This window comes from Citrobacter freundii complex sp. CFNIH4 (assembly GCF_002934505.1).
In the GTDB taxonomy this organism is placed as follows: Bacteria; Pseudomonadota; Gammaproteobacteria; order Enterobacterales; family Enterobacteriaceae; genus Citrobacter; species Citrobacter freundii.
In genome coordinates this window covers 2,954,844-2,977,090 of sequence record NZ_CP026231.1, presented here as the reverse complement: position 1 = coordinate 2,977,090, position 22,247 = coordinate 2,954,844, and the positions used below count along the sequence as shown (strand labels likewise).

The 22,247-nt window shown below is 52.4% G+C and carries 14 protein-coding genes; all 14 read left to right on the top strand.

All coding sequences use genetic code 11. The features are described 5' to 3' along the window. Positions 1-19 precede the first annotated feature (19 nt). The 14 genes from ndk to C2U41_RS15240 all read left to right on the top strand — a co-directional run bounded on the left by ndk (position 20) and on the right by C2U41_RS15240 (position 22,242). Positions 20-451, top strand: coding sequence for a nucleoside-diphosphate kinase (gene ndk, locus C2U41_RS15305; protein WP_003037710.1), 432 nt, complete (start codon positions 20-22; stop codon positions 449-451). A gap of 290 nt (positions 452-741) precedes the next feature. Then, positions 742-1,908, top strand: coding sequence for a bifunctional tRNA (adenosine(37)-C2)-methyltransferase TrmG/ribosomal RNA large subunit methyltransferase RlmN (locus C2U41_RS15300; protein ID WP_003037713.1), 1,167 nt, complete (start codon positions 742-744; stop codon positions 1,906-1,908). 284 nt (positions 1,909-2,192) lie between these two features. Next, positions 2,193-3,185, top strand: coding sequence for a cytoskeleton protein RodZ (rodZ, locus tag C2U41_RS15295; RefSeq protein ID WP_003838449.1), 993 nt, complete (start codon positions 2,193-2,195; stop codon positions 3,183-3,185). Positions 3,186-3,211: 26 nt separating this feature from the next. After that, positions 3,212-4,330, top strand: a complete 1,119-nt coding sequence (gene ispG, locus C2U41_RS15290) for a flavodoxin-dependent (E)-4-hydroxy-3-methylbut-2-enyl-diphosphate synthase (RefSeq protein ID WP_003838451.1) — start codon at positions 3,212-3,214, stop codon at positions 4,328-4,330. Between the two features lie 110 nt (positions 4,331-4,440). Next, a complete protein-coding gene (gene hisS, locus C2U41_RS15285; RefSeq protein ID WP_032937877.1) occupies positions 4,441-5,715 on the top strand; it encodes a histidine--tRNA ligase in 1,275 nt (424 codons plus the stop codon). Between the two features lie 13 nt (positions 5,716-5,728). Beyond that, positions 5,729-6,349 carry a YfgM family protein gene (locus C2U41_RS15280; RefSeq protein WP_003037727.1) on the top strand — a complete coding sequence of 207 codons (621 nt, stop codon included), beginning with the start codon at positions 5,729-5,731 and terminating at the stop codon, positions 6,347-6,349. A gap of 10 nt (positions 6,350-6,359) precedes the next feature. Then, positions 6,360-7,538 (top strand): outer membrane protein assembly factor BamB, encoded by a 1,179-nt coding sequence (gene bamB, locus C2U41_RS15275; RefSeq protein ID WP_103848589.1) that lies wholly within the window; start codon positions 6,360-6,362, stop codon positions 7,536-7,538. 117 nt (positions 7,539-7,655) lie between these two features. Continuing rightward, the gene (der, locus tag C2U41_RS15270) at positions 7,656-9,128 is read left to right on the top strand and encodes a ribosome biogenesis GTPase Der (RefSeq protein ID WP_103848588.1); all 1,473 of its coding nucleotides are present in this window, start codon (positions 7,656-7,658) and stop codon (positions 9,126-9,128) included. A gap of 299 nt (positions 9,129-9,427) precedes the next feature. Then, positions 9,428-10,969: a peptide MFS transporter gene (locus C2U41_RS15265; RefSeq protein ID WP_003037736.1), complete on the top strand. Its 1,542-nt coding sequence runs from the start codon at positions 9,428-9,430 to the stop codon at positions 10,967-10,969. Between the two features lie 63 nt (positions 10,970-11,032). Further along, entirely contained in the window at positions 11,033-12,067 is a 1,035-nt protein-coding gene (locus C2U41_RS15260; RefSeq protein ID WP_003838460.1) for a Gfo/Idh/MocA family oxidoreductase, read from the top strand. 53 nt (positions 12,068-12,120) lie between these two features. Then, positions 12,121-12,339 carry a zinc ribbon domain-containing protein gene (locus C2U41_RS15255; protein WP_003838464.1) on the top strand — a complete coding sequence of 73 codons (219 nt, stop codon included), beginning with the start codon at positions 12,121-12,123 and terminating at the stop codon, positions 12,337-12,339. Between the two features lie 205 nt (positions 12,340-12,544). Next, on the top strand, positions 12,545-14,743 hold the full coding sequence (gene sinH / locus C2U41_RS15250) for an intimin-like inverse autotransporter SinH (RefSeq protein ID WP_103848587.1): 2,199 nt from the start codon (positions 12,545-12,547) through the stop codon (positions 14,741-14,743). 58 nt (positions 14,744-14,801) lie between these two features. Next, positions 14,802-15,758, top strand: a complete 957-nt coding sequence (locus tag C2U41_RS15245) for a SinI family autotransporter-associated protein (protein ID WP_103848586.1) — start codon at positions 14,802-14,804, stop codon at positions 15,756-15,758. A gap of 133 nt (positions 15,759-15,891) precedes the next feature. Next, a complete protein-coding gene (locus C2U41_RS15240) occupies positions 15,892-22,242 on the top strand; it encodes an adhesion domain-containing protein (RefSeq protein WP_103848607.1) in 6,351 nt (2,116 codons plus the stop codon). The last annotated feature ends 5 nt before the right edge of the window (positions 22,243-22,247 follow it).

Sequence of the window (22,247 nt, the reverse complement as noted above, 5' to 3'; positions counted from 1 at the left end):
ACACATTACAGAGGTTATCATGGCTATTGAACGTACTTTTTCCATCATCAAACCAAACGCGGTGGCAAAAAACGTTATTGGGAGCATCTTTGCGCGCTTTGAAGCAGCAGGGTTCAAAATCGTCGGGACTAAAATGCTGCACCTGACCGTTGAGCAGGCGCGTGGTTTCTACGCTGAGCACGATGGCAAACCGTTCTTTGACGGTCTGGTTGAATTCATGACCTCTGGTCCGATCGTTGTTTCTGTTCTGGAAAGCGAAAATGCCGTACAGCGTCATCGCGATCTGCTGGGCGCAACCAACCCAGCGAATGCGCTGGCCGGTACTCTGCGTGCAGACTATGCTGACAGCTTCACCGAGAACGGTACTCACGGTTCCGACTCCGTTGAGTCAGCGGCGCGCGAAATCGCCTATTTCTTTGGTGAAGGTGAGGTTTGCCCGCGCACTCGCTAATCTCCCGCGTCTTTCACGTCGCAGATGCGTTGGCTGCATTCGTTTACCCCGGTCACATAGTTTTCTATGCTCCCGGGGATGCTTGAACTTGCCGCCTTCCTGCGACGCGAAATCCTTTGGAGATGAATTAGCGATTTACATATTATTTTCGCTAATGCTTCGTGCAAACGTGGCATCCCTGCGCCAGACTTTGTACAATGCAACGCCCCAGAAGAGCAGATCGCTTGCCGGGGCGTTTCTTTTTAACCCTCCACGGGCCACAACGTGTAACAACGAGGCCGGAAAAAATTATGTCTGAATTAGTTAACACCTCTGAAGTCGTCATTCCTGCGGTTCCAAATAAAAATGGAAAAATTAACCTGCTGGATCTGAACCGTCAGCAAATGCGCGAATTCTTCAAAGAGATGGGCGAAAAACCGTTTCGTGCCGATCAGGTCATGAAGTGGATGTACCACTATTGCAGCGACAACTTTGATGACATGACTGACATCAATAAGGTGCTGCGTAACAAGCTGAAAGAAGTGGCTGAAATTCGCGCCCCGGAAGTGGTGGAAGAGCAGCGTTCTTCTGACGGTACGATCAAATGGGCTATCGCTGTTGGCGATCAGCGAGTTGAAACGGTGTATATCCCGGAAGACGATCGTGCGACCCTGTGTGTTTCTTCACAGGTCGGTTGCGCATTAGAGTGTAAATTCTGCTCTACGGCGCAACAGGGCTTTAACCGTAACCTGCGGGTATCGGAGATCATTGGCCAGGTCTGGCGCGCGGCGAAAATCGTCGGCGCGGTCAAAGCAACGGGCGTGCGTCCTATCACCAACGTGGTGATGATGGGGATGGGTGAGCCGCTGCTCAACCTGACCAACGTAGTGCCGGCGATGGAAATCATGCTGGATGACTTCGGTTTTGGGTTGTCCAAGCGTCGCGTCACGCTCTCCACCTCGGGCGTTGTCCCTGCGCTGGATAAGCTAGGTGATATGATTGACGTCGCGCTGGCGATTTCTCTGCATGCGCCGAACGATGAAATTCGTGACGAAATTGTACCGATCAACAAAAAGTACAATATCGAAACATTCCTTGGCGCGGTTCGTCGTTATCTGGAGAAATCCAACGCTAACCAGGGCCGTGTGACCATTGAGTATGTGATGTTAGATCACATCAATGATGGCACTGAACACGCGCATCAGCTGGCAGAACTGCTGAAAGATACGCCGTGTAAGATCAACCTGATCCCGTGGAACCCGTTCCCGGGCGCGCCGTATGGCCGTAGTTCTAACAGCCGTATCGATCGTTTCTCCAAAGTGTTGATGAGCTATGGTTTCACCACCATTGTGCGTAAAACACGTGGCGATGACATCGATGCAGCCTGTGGTCAGTTGGCGGGCGACGTTATCGACCGTACCAAGCGTACTTTGCGTAAGCGTATGCAGGGCGACGCTATCGACATTAAGACCGTTTGATGTTGGCGCACTACGGTATAATTCTTGTACCGTAGTGCAACGTAAGCCATATGAGGTTTTTTGTTGTCGTCGTCAGGTCAATAATAACGGTGCGTTTTTGTCGACTTTAAGGCAGTATGTAACGGCGTAACAAGTGTTTAGCCCTCAGGTTTACGCCGTTTTGTCATTGATAGTCTGACCGTTTTATACTGTCTGACGAAGGTTAACTGACCAGATGTTTCGCGGTGTGGGTGAGCATTGTGGCTCGCCGGCATCAGAACCCAAATATTACGCAGCTGTAGCGAATGAATACTGAAGCCACGCACGACAAAAATGAAACACTATCCACCGGCATTCGTCTGCGCAATGCCCGTGAACAACTCGGATTCAGCCAGCAGGCAGTCGCGGAGCGACTTTGCCTGAAGGTCTCCACGGTACGCGATATTGAAGAAGATAAGGCGCCAGCCGATCTTGCTTCAACATTCCTGCGCGGGTATATCCGTTCTTATGCGCGTCTGGTGCATATTCCTGAAGAAGAACTGTTGCCAGGGCTGGAAAAACAGGCTCCGATTCGTCCTGCCAAAGTCGCACCGATGCAGAGCTTCTCGCTCGGTAAGCGTCGTAAGAAACGCGACGGCTGGTTAATGACCTTTACCTGGCTGGTACTGTTTGTCGTTGTCGGACTGACTGGCGCCTGGTGGTGGCAGAACCATAAAGCGCAGCAGGAAGAGATCACCACCATGGCCGATCAATCCTCCGCTGAGTTGAATGCCGGTAAAGAGGGTGCGCAGAATGTACCGTTAGATACCAGCGCTGCAGCAAGCCAGGATACCACGTCGGCTGCTGAAAATGGCGCGGTAACGGATTCAGCGCCAGCGCAACAAGATACCGCAGCGGCTCAGGCCCCGGCTGCTGATGCGCAACAAAACGCCGTCGTTGCCCCTTCTCAGGCTAACGTCGATACTGCAACCACAGCGCCAGCTACCGCGGCACCGCTGCCGACCGATCAGGCAGGTGTGACTACACCTGCAGCCGATCCTAACGCGCTGGTGATGAACTTTACCGCCGATTGCTGGCTGGAAGTCACCGATGCGACCGGTAAAAAACTGTTCAGCGGGATGCAGCGTAAAGATGGCAATCTGAATTTGACCGGTCAGGCACCGTACAAACTGAAGATTGGTGCTCCGGCGGCAGTGCAGATTCAGTTCCAGGGTAAACCTGTCGATCTGAGTCGTTTTATCAGAACTAACCAGGTTGCGCGTCTGACCGTTAATGCCGAACAATCACCGGCTCAGTAACAGACGGCAATGCGGGAGATTTTTTAATGCATAACCAGGCTCCAATTCAACGTAGAAAATCGACACGCATTTACGTTGGGAACGTGCCGATCGGCGATGGTGCGCCCATCGCCGTACAGTCTATGACTAATACGCGTACCACGGACGTGGAAGCGACGGTTAATCAGATTAAAGCGCTGGAACGCGTAGGCGCAGACATTGTTCGTGTCTCTGTACCGACAATGGATGCCGCAGAAGCGTTCAGGCTTATCAAACAGCAGGTTAACGTCCCGCTGGTTGCCGATATACACTTCGACTATCGTATCGCACTGAAGGTGGCGGAATACGGCGTTGATTGCCTGCGTATTAACCCAGGTAATATCGGCAGTGAAGAGCGTATTCGCATGGTGGTGGATTGCGCTCGTGATAAAAATATTCCTATCCGTATCGGTGTCAACGCCGGATCGCTGGAAAAAGATCTGCAGGAAAAATACGGTGAACCGACGCCTCAGGCGCTGCTGGAATCCGCGATGCGCCACGTGGATCACCTCGATCGTCTGAACTTCGATCAATTCAAAGTTAGTGTTAAAGCGTCTGACGTTTTCCTCGCCGTAGAATCCTATCGCCTGCTGGCGAAACAGATCGATCAACCGTTGCATCTGGGGATCACCGAAGCTGGTGGCCTGCGTAGTGGTTCGGTGAAGTCCGCGATCGGCCTTGGCCTGCTGTTATCTGAAGGGATCGGCGATACGCTGCGTGTTTCTCTGGCGGCCGATCCGGTGGAAGAGATCAAAGTTGGTTTCGATATCCTGAAATCGCTGCGCATTCGCGCGCGCGGGATCAACTTCATCGCTTGCCCAACCTGTTCGCGTCAGGAGTTTGACGTTATCGGTACGGTTAACGCGCTGGAGCAACGCCTGGAGGATATCATTACGCCAATGGACGTTTCGATCATCGGCTGCGTAGTAAACGGCCCTGGTGAAGCGCTGGTTTCTACGCTGGGCGTGACGGGCGGTAACAAGAAAAGCGGCCTGTATGAAGACGGCGTGCGTAAGGACAGACTCGATAACGACGACATGATTACGCAGCTTGAAGCCCGCATTCGTGCCAAAGCAAGTATTCTGGACGAAGCGCGTCGTATCGACGTGCAGCAGCTTGAAAAATAACAACGTGATGGGAAGCGGCATGCTTCCCGTGTATGATTGAACCCGCATGGCGCCCGCATTGTTCGGGTTAGCGCTGAGGGTTCATTTTTATATTCATAAAGAGAATAAACGTGGCAAAAAACATTCAAGCCATTCGCGGCATGAACGATTATCTGCCTGGCGAAACCGCCATCTGGCAGCGCATTGAAGGCACTCTTAAAAACGTGCTCGGCAGCTACGGTTACAGTGAAATCCGCTTGCCGATTGTAGAGCAGACCCCGTTATTCAAACGCGCGATCGGTGAAGTCACCGACGTGGTTGAAAAAGAGATGTATACCTTTGAGGACCGTAATGGCGACAGCCTGACGTTGCGTCCTGAAGGGACTGCGGGCTGCGTACGCGCCGGCATCGAACATGGTCTCCTGTACAATCAGGAACAGCGTCTGTGGTATATCGGGCCGATGTTCCGCCACGAACGTCCGCAGAAAGGACGCTATCGTCAATTCCATCAGCTGGGTGTCGAAGTGTTTGGCCTGCAAGGCCCGGACATCGATGCAGAACTGATTATGCTGACCGCTCGCTGGTGGCGCGCGCTGGGTATTTCTCAGCATGTCAGCCTGGAGCTGAACTCGATCGGTTCGCTTGAAGCCCGCGCTAACTACCGTGATGCGCTGGTTGCCTACCTGGAACTGCACAAAGAGAAACTGGACGAAGACTGCAAGCGCCGTATGTACACCAACCCGCTGCGCGTTCTCGACTCCAAAAACCCGGAAGTACAGGCGCTGCTCAACGACGCGCCTGCACTGGGCGACTATCTGGATGACGACTCGCGCGAGCACTTCGCGGGTTTGTGCAAACTGCTGGAGTCCGCAGGCATTGCCTACACCGTCAATCAGCGTCTGGTTCGTGGTCTTGATTACTACAACCGCACCGTATTTGAGTGGGTCACCAGCAGCCTGGGCTCTCAGGGTACCGTGTGTGCCGGTGGTCGTTACGACGGTCTGGTAGAGCAACTTGGCGGTCGTGCAACGCCTGCCGTGGGCTTTGCTATGGGTCTGGAACGACTTGTTTTGTTAGTTCAGGCAGTTAATCCGGAATTTAACGCAGATCCTGTTGTCGATATATACCTGGTCGCTTCAGGGGCGGACACGCAGTCGGCAGCAATGACGCTTGCAGAACGTCTGCGCGATGAAGTTCCTGGTGTGAAACTGATGACAAACCACGGTGGCGGCAACTTTAAGAAACAGTTTGCCCGTGCCGATAAGTGGGGCGCCCGCGTTGCACTGGTACTGGGCGAGTCCGAAGTGGCTGACGGTACTGTTGTAGTGAAGGATTTGCGCTCTGGTGAGCAAAAAGCAGTAGCGCAGGATAGCGTTGCCGCGCATTTGCGCACTTTACTGGGCTAAGGAGAAGGACAGCGTGGAAATTTACGAGAACGAACACGACCAGGTTGATGCGGTAAAACGCTTCTTTGCTGAAAACGGCAAGGCGCTGGCTGTTGGGATCATTTTAGGGGTTGGCGCGCTGGTTGGTTGGCGTTACTGGACCAGCCATCAGACGGAGTCCGCACGCTCTGCTTCTCTGGCGTATCAAAATACGGTAACTGCGGTTAGCGCGGGTAAACCGGACAGCATTCCTGCCGCTGAGAAATTTGCTGCAGAGAATAAAAATACCTATGGCGCGCTGGCTTCACTGGAACTGGCGCAGCAGTTTGTTGACCAAAATGAACTTGAGAAAGCCGCAAGCCAACTGCAACAAGGCTTGGCTGCGACCAGCGATGAAAATCTCAAAGCAGTGATAAACCTGCGTCTGGCTCGTGTTCAGGTTCAGCTTAAACAGGCTGATACCGCGCTGAAAACACTCGAAACCATTAAAGGTGAAGGGTGGGCGGCCATTGTTGCCGATCTGCGTGGTGAAGCGTTGTTGAGTAAAGGCGACAAACAAGGTGCGCGTAGCGCATGGGAAGCGGGTGTGAAAAGCGATGCCTCTCCTGCTCTGAGCGAAATGATGCAGATGAAAATCAATAATTTGTCCATCTGAGAGGGACCCGATGCAATTGCGTAAATTACTTCTGCCAGGGCTGCTTTCCGTTACCCTATTGAGCGGCTGTTCACTGTTTAGTGGCGAAGAAGATGTCGTTAAGATGTCCCCATTACCGGTGGTTGAAAACCAGTTTACTCCGTCTACGGAATGGAGCACCTCTGTAGGAAACGGTATTGGTGATTTCTATTCCAATCTTCATCCTGCGCTGGCGGATAACGTTGTCTATGCTGCCTCTCGCGCTGGTGTAGTTAAAGCGTTGAACGCAGGCGACGGCAAAGAAGTCTGGTCTGTGAATCTGGGTGAGAAAGATGGCTGGTTCTCCCGTGCATCTGCACAGCTTTCTGGCGGTGTCACCGTGGCCGGCGGTCATGTTTATATCGGCAGTGAAAAAGCACAGGTTTATGCGCTGAACACCAGTGACGGTACTACCGCATGGCAGACGAAAGTCGCTGGTGAAGCGCTGTCTCGTCCTGTTGTGAGCGATGGCGTGGTATTGATCCACACCAGCAACGGTCAGTTGCAGGCCTTAAACGAAGCCGACGGCGCCATCAAATGGACCGTTAACCTCGACATGCCTTCTCTGTCTCTGCGTGGCGAATCCGCTCCGGCAACCGCCTTTGGCGCAGCTATTGTTGGCGGTGATAACGGTCGCGTAAGCGCCGTGCTGATGCAGCAGGGCCAGATGATTTGGCAGCAGCGTATCTCTCAGGCGACAGGCCCAACGGAAATTGATCGTCTGAGCGACGTTGATACCACGCCGGTTATCGTCAATGGCGTTGTTTACGCGCTGGCTTATAATGGTAACCTGACGGCGTTGGATCTGCGCAGTGGTCAGATCATGTGGAAACGCGAACTGGGCTCGGTGAATGATTTCATCGTCGACGGTAACCGTATCTACCTGGTTGACCAGAACGACCGCGTGCTGGCACTGACCACCAATGGCGGCGTGACGCTGTGGACGCAAAGCGATCTGCTGCACCGTCTGCTGACGTCCCCGGTATTGTATAACGGCAATCTGGTCGTCGGTGATAGCGAAGGCTACCTGCACTGGATTAACGTTGACGATGGCCGTTTTGTTGCCCAGCAGAAAGTTGACAGCTCAGGTTTCCTGACCGAGCCGGTCTCTGCTGATGGTAAACTGCTGATCCAGGCGAAAGACGGTACGCTGTACTCTATTACGCGTTAATCGTCGCGGCCGCTCGCTTTGAAAAACGGCTCCTGGTGCAGGGGCCGTTTTACTGTTTTTAACAACGGAGCAAAAATGTGCCCGTTGTCTGATGATTTTTTAAATGAGGCTTTAAACATGGTACCTGTGGTCGCGCTTGTCGGGCGCCCTAACGTTGGCAAATCCACGTTATTTAACCGTCTAACTCGCACCCGAGATGCGCTGGTTGCGGATTTCCCGGGTCTGACTCGTGACCGTAAGTACGGTCGTGCGGAAATTGAAGGCCGCGAGTTTATCTGTATTGATACCGGCGGTATTGATGGCACCGAAGACGGTGTTGAAACCCGTATGGCGGAACAGTCGCTGTTGGCTATCGAAGAAGCGGACGTTGTGCTGTTCATGGTGGACGCGCGTGCTGGCCTGATGCCAGCGGATGCAGCTATTGCGAAACATCTGCGCTCGCGCCAGAAACCGACGTTCCTGGTAGCCAACAAAACTGACGGACTCGATCCTGACCAGGCGGTTGTTGATTTCTACTCTCTGGGTCTGGGTGAAATTTATCCGATCGCGGCGTCCCATGGTCGTGGCGTTCTCAGCCTGCTGGAGCATGTTCTGCTGCCGTGGATGGATGACGTTGCTCCGCAGGAAGAAGTCGACGAAGACGCGGAATACTGGGCGCAGCTGGAAGCCAAAGAAAATGGCGAAGAAGAGCCTGAAGATGATTTCAATCCGCAGGATTTGCCGATCAAACTGGCGATCGTGGGTCGCCCGAACGTAGGTAAGTCCACACTTACTAACCGTATTCTTGGCGAAGATCGTGTGGTGGTTTACGACATGCCGGGGACCACGCGTGACAGTATTTATATTCCGATGCAGCGCGATGAGCGCGAATATGTGCTTATCGATACCGCGGGCGTGCGTAAGCGCGGCAAAATTACCGAAGCGGTAGAAAAATTCTCAGTTATCAAAACGCTGCAGGCGATTGAAGATGCCAACGTGGTGATGCTGGTGATTGACGCGCGCGAAGGGATTTCCGATCAGGACCTGTCGCTGCTGGGCTTTATCCTCAACAGTGGGCGCTCACTTGTTATCGTTGTGAACAAGTGGGATGGTCTGACGCAGGAAGTAAAAGAGCAGGTCAAAGAGACGCTGGACTTCCGTCTGGGCTTTATTGATTTTGCACGCGTACACTTTATCTCTGCGCTGCACGGCAGCGGTGTGGGTAATCTGTTTGAATCGGTCCGTGAAGCGTATGACAGCTCCACCCGTCGCGTGAGCACCGCGATGCTGACGCGCATCATGACCATGGCAGTAGAAGATCATCAGCCGCCACTGGTGCGTGGTCGTCGTGTGAAGCTGAAATACGCCCACGCGGGCGGTTATAACCCGCCAATTGTGGTGATTCACGGTAACCAGGTCAAAGACCTGCCGGATTCCTACAAGCGTTATCTGATGAACTATTTCCGCAAATCTCTGGACGTAATGGGGACGCCGATCCGTATTCAGTTCAAAGAAGGGGAAAACCCGTTTGCCAACAAACGCAATACGCTGACTCCGACTCAGATGCGTAAACGTAAGCGTTTGATTAAACACATTAAAAAAAATAAGTAATCGTTGCTGATGCAGATGAAAACCCGCGCTTGTCGCGGGTTTTTTTCGTTATTCCAACGTCAACCTCAGCCCGCGCAATGTCAATCACTATTCGTTTTTTACCAAGTTTAAATCTAAGAAAGTAGACAATTGTCGAGTTTTCATCTTAAAGTCCCCCGGTTGGTACTAGACAAAACTACTGCCAGGTTATCAAATGGTTAAATAAATCTTCGCCGCATGTAAAAAATCGACCAGCTACGTAACTGGTCGGCGTACATCGCGGTGTTTACACGCACGACGACATAACTTTCGGGAGAATTATGCAATCCTCTGTTAATCAAAAAGAAAGCCGAACTTTCTTCGGTCACCCTTATCCGCTCGGCTCATTGTTCTTTACTGAGATGTGGGAGCGTTTTTCGTTTTATGGCATTCGTCCGTTACTGATCTTGTTTATGGCGGCTACCGTTTATGACGGCGGCATGGGACTGGCGCGTGAAAATGCCTCGGCGATTGTCGGTATCTTTGCCGGTACCATGTATCTTGCTGCGCTGCCAGGTGGCTGGCTGGCGGATAACTGGCTTGGTCAACAAAAAGCGGTATGGTATGGCTCCATCCTGATAGCACTTGGTCACCTGTCGATTGCACTCTCGGCCATCATGGGTGACAACCTGTTTTTTATTGGCCTGATGTTCATTGTGCTCGGTTCTGGCCTGTTCAAAACCTGTATCTCGGTGATGGTGGGTACGCTGTATAAAAAAGGCGATGCGCGCCGTGACGGCGGTTTCTCGCTGTTCTACATGGGTATCAACCTGGGTTCCTTCATCGCGCCATTGATCTCCGGCTGGCTGATTAAAACTCACGGCTGGCACTGGGGTTTTGGTATCGGTGGTATCGGAATGTTGGTGGCATTGCTCATCTTCCGTATCTTTGCCGTTCCGGCGATGAAACGCTACGATAGCGAAGTGGGCCTGGACTCGACCTGGAACAGCCCGGTTGTGAAACGTAATGGTGTAGGCGCGTGGCTGCTGGCGCTGGCAGTTGGTGTAGCAATTGTTGTTACCCTGATTGCGCAGGGAGTGATTGTGATTAACCCGGTCGCGGTTGCCAGCATGCTGGTGTACGTGATTGCCGCGTCAGTTGCGCTTTACTTTATCTATCTGTTCGTCTTTGCGGGGCTGAACCGTAAAGAACGCGCCAGGCTGCTGGTTTGCTTTATCCTGCTGGTTTCCGCTGCGTTCTTCTGGTCTGCCTTTGAGCAGAAACCCACCTCGTTCAACCTGTTCGCCAACGACTACACTAACCGTATGATCGGCGATTTTGAAATCCCGGCAGTATGGTTCCAGTCGATTAACGCTTTGTTCATCATTCTGCTGGCCCCGGTATTCAGCTGGGCATGGCCAAAACTGGCGAGCATGAATATTCGCCCAAGCAGTATCACCAAGTTTGTCATCGGCATTCTCTGCGCAGCGGCGGGCTTTGGCGTGATGATGCTGGCGGCGCAAGACGTGCTGGCAAATGGCGGCGCGGGTGTTTCTCCATTCTGGCTGGTAGGCAGTATCCTGATGCTTACGCTCGGCGAGCTGTGTCTGAGCCCAATTGGTCTGGCGACCATGACGCTGTTGGCACCGGAAAGAATGCGTGGACAGATGATGGGTCTGTGGTTCTGCGCCAGTGCGCTGGGTAACCTGGCCGCGGGTCTGATTGGTGGTCATGTGAAGGCCGACCAACTTGATATGCTGCCAGATCTCTTCGCGCGCTGCTCGATTGCGCTGCTTATCTGCGCCGCGGTACTGATCGTTCTCATTGTTCCGATTCGTCGCATGCTGGAGAATACACAGACTAAACCGGCAACTAGCGCCTGATAGCACCTCGATGATGCCGGGGCAGACGTTATGCCCCGGTAATTCAACTTTTGAGGTGAGAACATGCTGTTAGGGTTTGTTGGGCTGGGCGCAGTCGTTGAAACGGCATACTTGCCCGCATTACGTAGCCTCTTCGGTGATTCATTACGCTGTGTGGGGTTTGATGTTCAACCCACAAAACAGCCAGCAGGCGTGACGCGTTGTACGTCGCTCGAAGAGCTGCTTACTCAGCCTCTTGATACCCTGTTCATCACGACCGCATCCTTGCATCACCTTGAGGTGCTTGAACAGGCCCTGGCCTCTCCCATCGCACGTATCGTGGTTGAAAAACCTATTGTCGCCACGCTCTCCCAAATTGAAAAACTGAAAATGCTGCTGGCTCAACCAGGCGCTGCTGATCGTGTACTGGCACTCGACCACTGGATGGCGCGCATCGAAACGGTGAAACGAGGGTTGGTCAGCACTTTTGCCGAGATTGTGAAAATCGAAGGTTTTTTGCAGGAGCCAAGTGGATTTAACGCTGCAGGGGAGCCGATAGCGCTTAACTTTGCCACCGGTGAACCGGACACGCGTGAACTTCGCCACCCGGATGGCGTGATTCTGGATATCGGTACGCACGTGTTAGCAATGCTGCGGGAAACGGTACGGTATCTGGGAGGGAATAATGAGATGGTGCTGCGGTTAGTGAGTGCTAAAGACCGTCTGGGACGTGATATCCCCCAGAGTGACCTGACCACGGCAGAAGGCGAGGCGCATCTTCAGGGGCAGATTAGCGGCATTCCACTGGATATCTGGCTCAACAAATATGCAGGGCCAGCTGGTGGGCAAAAAGGTCTGCGGCTTTATCTGCATGACGGACGTATTATCAGCCATGACCGACGCGGTACAGAAGATGTACTGGAAGTGATTGACGGCGAGGTGGTACAACGCTGGAGCATTACTGGTACGATTTACGCCCATTGTCTCGCTGAGCAAATTCTGGGAGCGCAAAGTTTGTTTGAACGTTGTCCGCAGGAGGTGAGCCAAACGACACTGCGCAGGCTGGAAGAAGTGGAGTGCCTGTTAACATTGCAGCAGCAGTTACGTGGGCCACATTAAGCGCATGGTGTTAAAATAAAAGCAGCAATACATTTTCTGTATAAGGACACGATATGTCGATTACCTGCCCGGATTGTCATGCAGAGCTGGAGCCGCAAAATGGTGTGGCGCACTGCGAGCATTGTCACAAAGATATTCAACTGGAAGCGCGTTGTCCGGAATGCCATCTGCCACTGCAAGTATTAAAAGCCTGCGGAGCGGTGGATTATTTCTGTCAGAACGGCCATGGCCTTATTTCGAAGAAACGCGTGGAATATAATGTCATAATATAAATTATATTATGAATAATTTTTGCTGATTAATATTTATTATGAATGCTAATCAGCTTTAATCATTATTATTACAAATATTTTATCTTGCTTTGATAATCTGGCTGATTTTTTAGGATTATATTTAGGTTATAAAGGCATTCATTAGGTTGAATCATAAATATAATGTTCCTGTTGTACAGCAACTTTGTTAATACAGGAACATGTTATGGCCCGAAGGGCGCGCTTTGTTATCTTGCTTGTTCTATTCGTTTCTGGTGCAGTTATTGCCGGGGACAATATTGTTGCGCCTGCAGCAACCAATAACATAAGTGAGTCTACGTTGCCCGATCTCGGCAGTGAGTCGGTACTAAAAGAACAGCATAATAACGAAGATCAATCCATTAAAGAGAAAGGTGCCGACTATTTTATTAACTCTGCGACACAAGGCTTTGAAAACCTGACGCCTGACGCGTTGAAATCACAGGCGCAAAGCTATTTGCAAAATCAAATTACCTCCTCCACGCAATCGTATATAGAAGGGTTAATGTCACCGTACGGAAAAGTACGGACAAGTTTATCTGTTGGCGAAGGTGGCGATCTTGATGGTAGCTCTCTCGACTATTTTGTTCCCTTATACGACAACCAATATACATTGATTTTTAGCCAAATCTCCGCGCAGCGTAAAGAGGATCGGACCATTGGAAATATCGGTTTTGGCTTGCGTCAAAATGTGGGGGATTGGTTACTCGGCGGCAACGCTTTTTATGACTACGATTTTACCCGTGGGCACCGTCGCTTAGGTTTGGGCACTGAGGCATGGACAGATTATCTGAAGCTCTCTGGCAACTATTACCATCCACTTTCTGACTGGAAAGAGTCTGAGGATTTCGAGTTTTATGAAGAGCGCCCTGCCCGGGGATGGGATATTCGGGCTGAAAGCTGGCTGTCATTTTATCCACAGATCGGTGGGAAATTAGTCTACGAGCAGTACTATGGCGATGAAGTGGCATTATTTGGTACCGACAATTTACAAAAAAATCCCCATGCGGTAACCGTTGGTCTCAATTACATGCCTGTGCCGATGGTCACGTTGGGTGCAGATTACAAAGCCGGTACCGGAGATAATGCCGACCTTAGCATCAACGCAACCGTCACTTATCAGTTAGGTACGCCCCTGGCGGCTCAGCTTGATCCGGAAAACGTAAAAATTCAGCGCTCTTTAATGGGCAGTCGTACCGATTTTGTCGAGCGTAATAATTTTATCGTTCTTGAATACCGTGAAAAAGATCCCCTTGATGTTGCATTATGGCTCAAAGCCGATGCGACCAATGTCCATCCTGAATGCGTAATTGAAGACACGCCTGAGTCTGCGGTGGGACTGGAGAAATGTAAGTGGACGATCAATGCGCTTGTCTCTCATCACTACAAAATCATCTCCGCCTCCTGGCAGGCAAAAAATAATGCCAATCGCACATTAGTGATGCCAGTAGTAAAAGCTGATGCCCTCACTGAAGGGAATAATAATCGCTGGAATCTGGTCCTCCCTGCGTGGGTCAATGCGGATACAGAAGCACAGCGTACAGAGTTAAATACCTGGAAAGTGCGCATGACCCTGGAAGATGAAAAGGGGAATAAGCAAAACTCGGGTGCTGTGGAAATTACCGTCCAGCAGGATCGTAAAATCGAATTGATTGTCGATAACGTCGCTGACGCCGATCGTACCGATCATAGCCATGAGGCCAGCGCTTTGGCGGATGGCATCGATGGTGTTGTGATGGACCTGGTGCTGACCGATTCATTTGGGGATACGACCGATCGTAACGGTAAAGTGCTGGTGGATGAGGCTATGGCGCCTGAACTCTATGACAGCAATGACAAAAAGGTGTCGCTTTCTTCCACCGCTTGTACCGCCGAATTGCCCTGCGTCTTCATTGCCAGCCGTGACAAAAAGGCGGGAACCGTCACGCTCTCCAGTACGCTTCCTGGTACGTTTCGCTGGAAAGCGAAGGAAGACGCCTACGGCGACAGTAACTATGTTGACGTGACGTTTACCGGTGATGCGTTTGATGCGTTGAATGCGCTCATTTATCAAATGAAAACATTTTCTCCTGTTAATTTGAGCGGCAAACAAGATAGGCATCCTGTCGTTAATAATACCTATCGATTTGTACTGTGGCGTGATGCCAATAAAGACGGCGTTTTCCAGATGTCAGAACAACTGGCAGAAGATGAAATGGCGCTTTATGACTATCAATGGGAATTTACCGGGCAAAGCGTAACGGGAAATACCGGAGCACAAGCCAATACCCGCAATGAAGATCTGGTGTTGCCAGCAACAAATAGAGAGGCTGCGCAAAAATTCGCTGCTCATGAGCAGGATGGTATTCAGGGCTATGGCATACGCGTGGTGTATAGCCAGAAATAGTGTCAGCGTAGTGGCTGACCAGCCAGTCGCTGAATGTTGAAGAAAAAGGAGAGTCTTGATGCAATTAGTATTAAAACGGCGGCTGACGAAGGTCGCACTGGCGTTGGCTGTGGCAGGGTATTGTGCTGTGCCTTCAGTCGCGGCTAATGGGAATCTGAAAGCCGGTCAGTGGCAAAGCGCGACAGAAAGTACCGGTACTATTCAAGGGACTATCCCGTGGATTACACGGGCTGCAGATAAAACGGCGGAAACGGATAAAGCACATGTCACGGTGACGATTGACCGTGGTAGTCGAACCGTGGCAACTGAAGGTGACCGGCAGTTTCACGCTGGCGACAAAGTGAAGGTCAACTGGGCTATCGGCGATACGGAAGGTGACCTGGATGCGGATAACACGGCGACCAAAGCGACTGTGCAGTGGATGAGCTATAGCGATCAGAATGGCGGCGATGCACAAGAGATAGGTACAAAAGGCAGCGACACCTATGAAATTCAGGCTGCGGATGCCGATCGCTACATCGGTATTAAAATTACGCCTACCACAACTACCGGCGATCCGAATGTTGCCACAGAATTGCTGCTAAACGATCTGTCGACCAACGCTGGCGGTGGTTCTGACGATGATGACATTCCGGAAGGTCCGGTGGTCGATGCAAATGTCCACGTCGTCATCTACGAGGCGGGTACAACAACCAATCTGTTGGGCACGAGCACCAAACTTAAAACCAACACCACCTATAAAGTGCTGCTGTGGAAAGATAAAAACGCCAGTCGCTCTTACGATGCAGGTGAAGAAGTTACCAGTGATTACAACTACCGCTGGAAATTCACCGGTAACAGTCTGCAGTTGGGCACTGTGGGTGGGATTGTCAACGCTACCTACAACAATAGCGATCTGGTTATTCCGCTTACCAACGCCGAAGCGAAGGCTGCCTTCGATAATGCCGATGGCGTTACCCTCGGCAACGATGGCGTCCAGGGATATGGCTTGTCTATCGACTACCAACGTAAATAAAACCGTGCAAGACCGCTTCCTTGGGGAGCGGTTTTTCCGCGCCCTTTGTTTAGCTCGGGGTTAAGCAAAGTGTGTTGAAACGCGAACACAGAATAAATGGGTAGTGACTGCTCAAGGATGGGGGATCTGGCAGGTGAATAAAGTTTATCGCTCTTTACTGGCGTTAGCTCTGTTAATGGGTGCAGTGCCGGTACTTTCTGCACTAAAAAGTGGGGCATGGCAGGAGTTGCGCACAGCTACGGATGCGATAAACGGCACCCCGCCGACGGCGGACAGCGCGTTCGTTCCGGTTTATCAGGGCAGCGTTGTGCTCTCTCCCGGTGAAGCGCACGCTGTGGCCTTCAGCGCGATGCCCCGCGACTTCAGCGTTGACGATTCAGCTAGCGCACTGCAGCTGGCTAATCCGCTCGATACCGAGGGCGATCTGTTCGCCATACCGCCGCTGCGCTGGGAAAGCGAACAGACGCCCGCTATCAGTTTAGTCTGGGCAGATGCCGCCACACCGGATGAACCGCTTAACCCGCAGCCGGTCGCCAATAAAACGTTCTGTGCGCAGAATATGGCCGGCGGGCATTACGTGGTCTGGCCGCAGCTGGAAGATAGCAGTGCGCTACCCGCGCTTTACCTCATTACGTCGACGGGAACACCGCACAGCAATACGGTTGCTTTAACCGAACAAAAAGTGGCGATTGACGTAGCTACCGCCGTGGGCGAGCCACTGTCACTCAGCGCCGTGCCGATGAACGACACGTTAAAAGCAGCCAGGGTCAAAGCAGGGGAAAGTATCACGCTGACCGTTACCACCCGCGATTGCGCCGGTAACGTGGTGGGCAATACCGCATTTATTATTACCCGCAGCGATGCGCTTAACCGCCAGAACATCGTCAACAATAATGCACCGGTACACGTTGGTGATACGGAACTGACCACCACGGCGACGGAATACCACGGTGTTACGGGCGCTGACGGCAAAGCGATAGTGACCGTCACCCAGGCAAACGGCCCCGGCGTAAAAACTACCCTGACGGTGATGCCGGCAAACAATATGGCGCTAAAAGACAGCGTCGATGTCATTTTCACCACCCTGACCAGCCCGGACAGCGACAAAGCGGCGATGTGGGGGCATATGGAAGAAAGCGCTACGGCAAACGTCGATGGCGTCACCTATACCTTCACGCGTCCAAAACTGGCGGCGGAAACCAGTGGCACTAGTGCTACTTTTGCTGCCAGCAATGAAAGCTGGGCGCAGTTTACCTGGGATAGCGCGGATAACCACTGTGCCATTTTGCCGGATGCCGAACAGCTGGTGGCGCTGCGGGCCGCCCACAGCACCGCGGCGGCCTATCCCGGTTGGCCAATTGATACCTACTGGTCGTCCACGAAAGATCAGCTCGATATTTATCACTACGCTACCAGTATGGGGAGTGGGGCGGTGATACGAGAAAGCAACAGTACGGCTTTACTGGTGAGCTGCGTGGATAAAGCGCTGCCTTTAGCGTATCCACAAATCACGCTTTCTCCCGATGCGCCATACAAGGCGGAAGTCGGCGAGACGATTGATGTGATAGCCAGCGTGGTTGACCGGAATACCAATAAACCGTTGCCTTATCGTTATCTTGAACTGTTTGTCGACCCCGCCTCTAACCGTAAAGGGGAGCATAAAGATGAGTGGGCTAATCTGCGGGTCGTTGCCCGTAGTGATGATATGCGTGCATCGTCCCCGGAACACTATACCGGGGTAACGGACGCGAACGGTCAGGTACATTTGTCGTTAAGTCATGACAATGGGATAGGGGTAGAAACGCCGATCCGCATTGTGATGGCGGATGATGAAGGCGCAAGCATCACGTTCCCCTTTAATGTGATTTTTACGGTGATAACCAGCCCGGACGTTGACGGGGCGAATATGTATGGCCATATGCAACGGGGTATTGTGGAGAAGGGTAATCTCTACAAGCGTCCGCTATTGGCGTTCGAAACAAGTCATAAAACCGGTCAGCAAAGTGAAAATAGCGAAGAATGGGCCACCTTCGATTCTCTGATCTCTGCCACGAATCAGTGCGGCGCAGGTCAAGTCCCCGACACGGGTTCTCTTGAAACGCTCTACAGTGCACATCCTGATAATAAAATCCTGACAGAACACGGCTGGCCGACGGCGTCTGATGCTTATATGGCCGATGATGCCACGCAGATGGCGTACTTTAATCTGGACGATGGTAGCAAGGGGGTCGGTGGCTCAGCCCACTATCTGACCTGTTCAGCCAATGAAATGGTGGCTCAACTGAGTGTCTATTTCAATGACGATGTCTCGTTACGCCTGCCCGTCGCCAAAACAGGCGAGCAAATCAAAATGAACGTCCATTCACAAAATGCGTTGAACGGAGCAACGATAGCGAATGTGAAGTTTTCAGTCACCATGGGGCTCGGCAAAAATCGCAGCGGGATGACCACCGGCTTTACTGACCCAAGTCAGGGGGAATTGCTATTTGACAGCGTTGCCTATGGCGCGGGTACATCTTCCATGACGTATGAGGGGATGACGGATGCGAACGGTGACGCGCAAATTATTCTTGAGCAGCCACGCGGCGTGGGGTTAATCACACAGCTAAGCGTAGTACCGATTGATTCACTGCTGAACTCGCCTATCTCGCGTAGCGTGAAGTTTACCGTTCCGACAAGCCCGGATACGCCAAAAGCCCATATGTGGGGGCATATGGCGGACGCCGTAACCGTGGATAATCTCACGTTTGAACGCCCGAAACTGGCGGCAGAGTCAGGGGCAACCCGAACCCAGGATGAAGCGAATGAAACCTGGGCTCGCCTCACACATGCCGATGCGCTGGGAAATACCGCAGCCGGGGGATGTGCGCTTAATCGTCTGCCACGTATCGACCAGCTTACCACTTTGTACAATGCCAACAATGACGGCGAGATACATACGGTTGCCGGATGGCCTGTGGGGCTGGACTACTGGTCCGTCACGTACGCCAGCCAGTCCAGCTGGCAACAGATATCGTTGTCGGGTGGTGAGGTGACGGCGGGGGGCGATGTTTCGGATTACGTCAGTTGCCTGACCAGCGATAACCCGGCGGCGGCGTCCATCACCATTGAACCGGTGGATGCGTCGCAGTGGTATGACAACAACGTTAATAGTGTACATGCGGTAAGAGTGAAGAAAGGCGAGACGCTACAACTGAAGGTCACGGTGAAAGATGCCAATGGAAACCCTGTGCCGCAAGCGCCTTTTGTCATGAGCCGTGGTGATGGTTTTACCCGACAGAATGTTAAACATGCCGCTGGCAGCGGTGATGGTATTGTGTCGCCGGTGGTCATTGACGGCGAATCTGTTAACGACACGGCGACGAAAATCGGCGGCCTGACGGGCGTGGACGGCAGCAAAATCATCAATGTGACCCGCCCGGATACGCATGGCACTAAAGTGGCGATAACGGCGGCGCTGTACGGCAATGCCAGCGTGAGTGCCAGCCTCGACACCATCTTTACGGTGGTCACCAGCCCCGACTCGGACAAGGCGACGCTGTGGGGGCATATGACGGACACGCTGACGGCGGCAGACGGTACGAGCTACCACCGGCCGCTGCTGTACGCGGAGCTGAGTAATACCCTCAATGTGATGAGTTATACGGAAGATAACGAGGCGTGGGCCGGGTTCTATGGGCCTGATAGCGGTAAGAGCAATCCGGACAGTTGCGCCAAAGGCTACTATCCCACGGTCAGTTCGCTGGATTCTCTGTACAGTAAATATCCTGACAGAAGTATCAAAACAGTGCAGGGCTGGCCTATTGACCGTTCTTACTGGAGCGGCACCTACAGTAGTTCGTTCTCGACTGAAACGTTCTCACGTTATTCGGCTGTTGACCTGGATGATGGCAGCCATCAGACATTATCCGCGACGGACGCTAACGGGAGACAGTACCAGATTTGTTCGGATACGCAGACGGCGCAGGCGGCATTGATTACGCTCACGTCAACGCTGACGCAGGATGCCACTGCGCAGGCGGTGAAGGTAAAAACGGGCGATACCATTCCACTGCTGATCACCACCACCGATGCCGCTGGCAACCCGGTGGGGAATATCCCATTTACCCTTAAACGTGACAAAGGAACAGCCCGTACCACTACTTATACCACCTGGAGTACGCCAACGATGCAACTGACGCAGAGCGGGCAGGCGTCGCAGAGCTGGAGTTTCAATGGAACATACTACGGCGTGACGGGCGCAGACGGTACGCTGGCTGTCGATTTGGCTGAGAGTAGTGGGCCAGGCGTCAAAAACGTGCTGACCGCCGGTCTATATAACAGCACAACGGTTACTGCGTCGCTACCTGCGGTGTTTACGACAATCACCAGCCCGGACAGCAATAAAGCCAATATGTGGGGCCATATGCCGGAAACCTTCACCGCCAGCAACGGCACTGAATTTATGCGTCCCAGACTTATGGATGAGCTGGATTCAGCCACTGATACGACTGCCGTTATAGAGAATAATGAAAAGTGGTATACGGTGAAAAACATCGAGAAAGGACGTGGCGCCTGCGCAATGAACCGGATGCCGCGAGCCGCTGATTTGACCTCATTGTCTCAAGGTCATCCGAATGGCGCGTTAGCGACAGATTTAGGCCTCCCGATGATAACGTCGAAATCATGGTGGGCGGGTGATATGGCGATAAAAAGTCAAACCTCGCTGGCGTATCAATATATGAGTCTGAAGACGGGTGTTATCAACACGAACTCAGCATCGACCGTAAGTAATGTTGCACAATTGTGTCTGACCACGGCGCATGAGTCGTTCATCTCCCTTGACTCCAGCGCGTGGAATGAAGAAAAACAGGCTTTTGTGGCGAAAAAAGGCGAGGCGATACCGGTAACCGTAACCGTGATGGACGCAGCCGGCAGGCCGCAGGCGAATACGGTTGTGAGGGTGATGCGCGGCTTTTCATCCTCCCGCAGCAATACATCGGTATCCACCAGTGCGGCAACCATGGCGCTCACCCCCACTTCGCCATTGGGGACGGTACTGACCAACTTCACTGGCAACAGTAGCTTGTATGAAGCGACCGGTGAGGATGGTATGTTGCAGTTAACATTAAATCAGGACAATACCACCGGGCTGAGAACGACTATTACTGCCAGCCTGGCAAGTGACAGCCTGGTGAAGGCCAGCAAAGACACCACCTTTACCGTCATTACCAGCCCTGATGTGGCGTCAGCAGATTACTGGGGGCATATGCCGGAGACGGTGCCGGGACCGGATAACGTTGTTTATCAGCGTCCCCACTTGCAGGCAGAAGCACCGTCGGGGGTAGGTTATCTCCTGTACAATAACGAAAAATGGGCCGCGCCGACGCCTGGGCAGGTGCTTTCGACGGATAAATCCGTATGCGGTATTGCGTTTACGCCGATGATGAGCGACCAACAGGCGCTGTATCAGCGTTATCCTCATGGTACGCTGGAAGCGCAGTATGGCTGGCCGGTGAAATCCGATCAGCTCTGGTGGCCGGCTGATTTAAAGTCAGGAAATGCCTATCACACTCTGAACCTGAATACTGGTCAGGTATCCAAGCAGACGAATTCCTCAACGAAAGAGATGCAGGCTTGTCTGGTTGACGCGCGTAATATCCCTGGCTTAATCACGCTGACCTCGACGGTGATGGATGTGGCGAAAGCAGCAGCTGTAGTGAAGAAAGGCGAAGCTATTCCGCTGACGGTGACGGTGAAAGACCGCTCTGGTAATCCAATGCCAAATGAGCCGTTTACCCTGAGTCGATCTGATGCGGAAAGTCGGAACGGTACTGCATACACAGTGAATGGCGCAGACGATTTAACATTGCAGGCGCTGTCTCCTTCGTTGTCAACGACATCAATGACGACAACCAGCGTCGTGTTTAGCGGTGTAACTGGGGCTGACGGTACGGCAACCTTTACGGTGCGCCAGGATGCGAGCCTGGGGTTAAAAACGGCGCTAACGGTTACCGCGACCAATGATGTGTTGCTAGCAACCACCTCAACGCTTGACGTGATATTTACCGTAATAACCAGCCCGGACAGCAACAGCGCCGCTATGTGGGGTCATATGCCGGACACTCTAAGTGTTGATAGCATAACGCTACGCCGGCCGCTGCTGTATAGGGAATCCCCTGGAGCAACGGACCAGAGGACGGATAATTATGAATCATGGGCCGGTGTCTATTCTCGAGATACTGGTACTGGCTATGATATGAGCAATAACTGTGGTGGGGTGGCCTATTTCCCGGAAAAAAGTTTACTGGAGAAAATGAGAGACGAACAGATAGCAACAGCTAACGGATGGCCTGTGTCTGTACTGCGTTATGTGAGCCGTACACCTTCGACGTATAACTATTGCGAGGTTTCGTTAAATGAAGGGGGCATCACAAATTGCCCAACAACCCCGACGGGGTCGAATTCGGGCGGGATAGGCTATGGGGCCTGTTTTGTGCCGTAAATGCT

Coding starts and splice junctions, on each gene's coding strand:
- ndk (WP_003037710.1), top strand. CDS start 20: ATGGCTATTGAACGTACTTTTTCCATCATCAAACCAAACGCGGTGGCA.
- C2U41_RS15300 (WP_003037713.1), top strand. CDS start 742: ATGTCTGAATTAGTTAACACCTCTGAAGTCGTCATTCCTGCGGTTCCA.
- rodZ (WP_003838449.1), top strand. CDS start 2,193: ATGAATACTGAAGCCACGCACGACAAAAATGAAACACTATCCACCGGC.
- ispG (WP_003838451.1), top strand. CDS start 3,212: ATGCATAACCAGGCTCCAATTCAACGTAGAAAATCGACACGCATTTAC.
- bamB (WP_103848589.1), top strand. CDS start 6,360: ATGCAATTGCGTAAATTACTTCTGCCAGGGCTGCTTTCCGTTACCCTA.
- der (WP_103848588.1), top strand. CDS start 7,656: ATGGTACCTGTGGTCGCGCTTGTCGGGCGCCCTAACGTTGGCAAATCC.
- C2U41_RS15265 (WP_003037736.1), top strand. CDS start 9,428: ATGCAATCCTCTGTTAATCAAAAAGAAAGCCGAACTTTCTTCGGTCAC.
- C2U41_RS15260 (WP_003838460.1), top strand. CDS start 11,033: ATGCTGTTAGGGTTTGTTGGGCTGGGCGCAGTCGTTGAAACGGCATAC.
- C2U41_RS15255 (WP_003838464.1), top strand. CDS start 12,121: ATGTCGATTACCTGCCCGGATTGTCATGCAGAGCTGGAGCCGCAAAAT.
- sinH (WP_103848587.1), top strand. CDS start 12,545: ATGGCCCGAAGGGCGCGCTTTGTTATCTTGCTTGTTCTATTCGTTTCT.
- C2U41_RS15245 (WP_103848586.1), top strand. CDS start 14,802: ATGCAATTAGTATTAAAACGGCGGCTGACGAAGGTCGCACTGGCGTTG.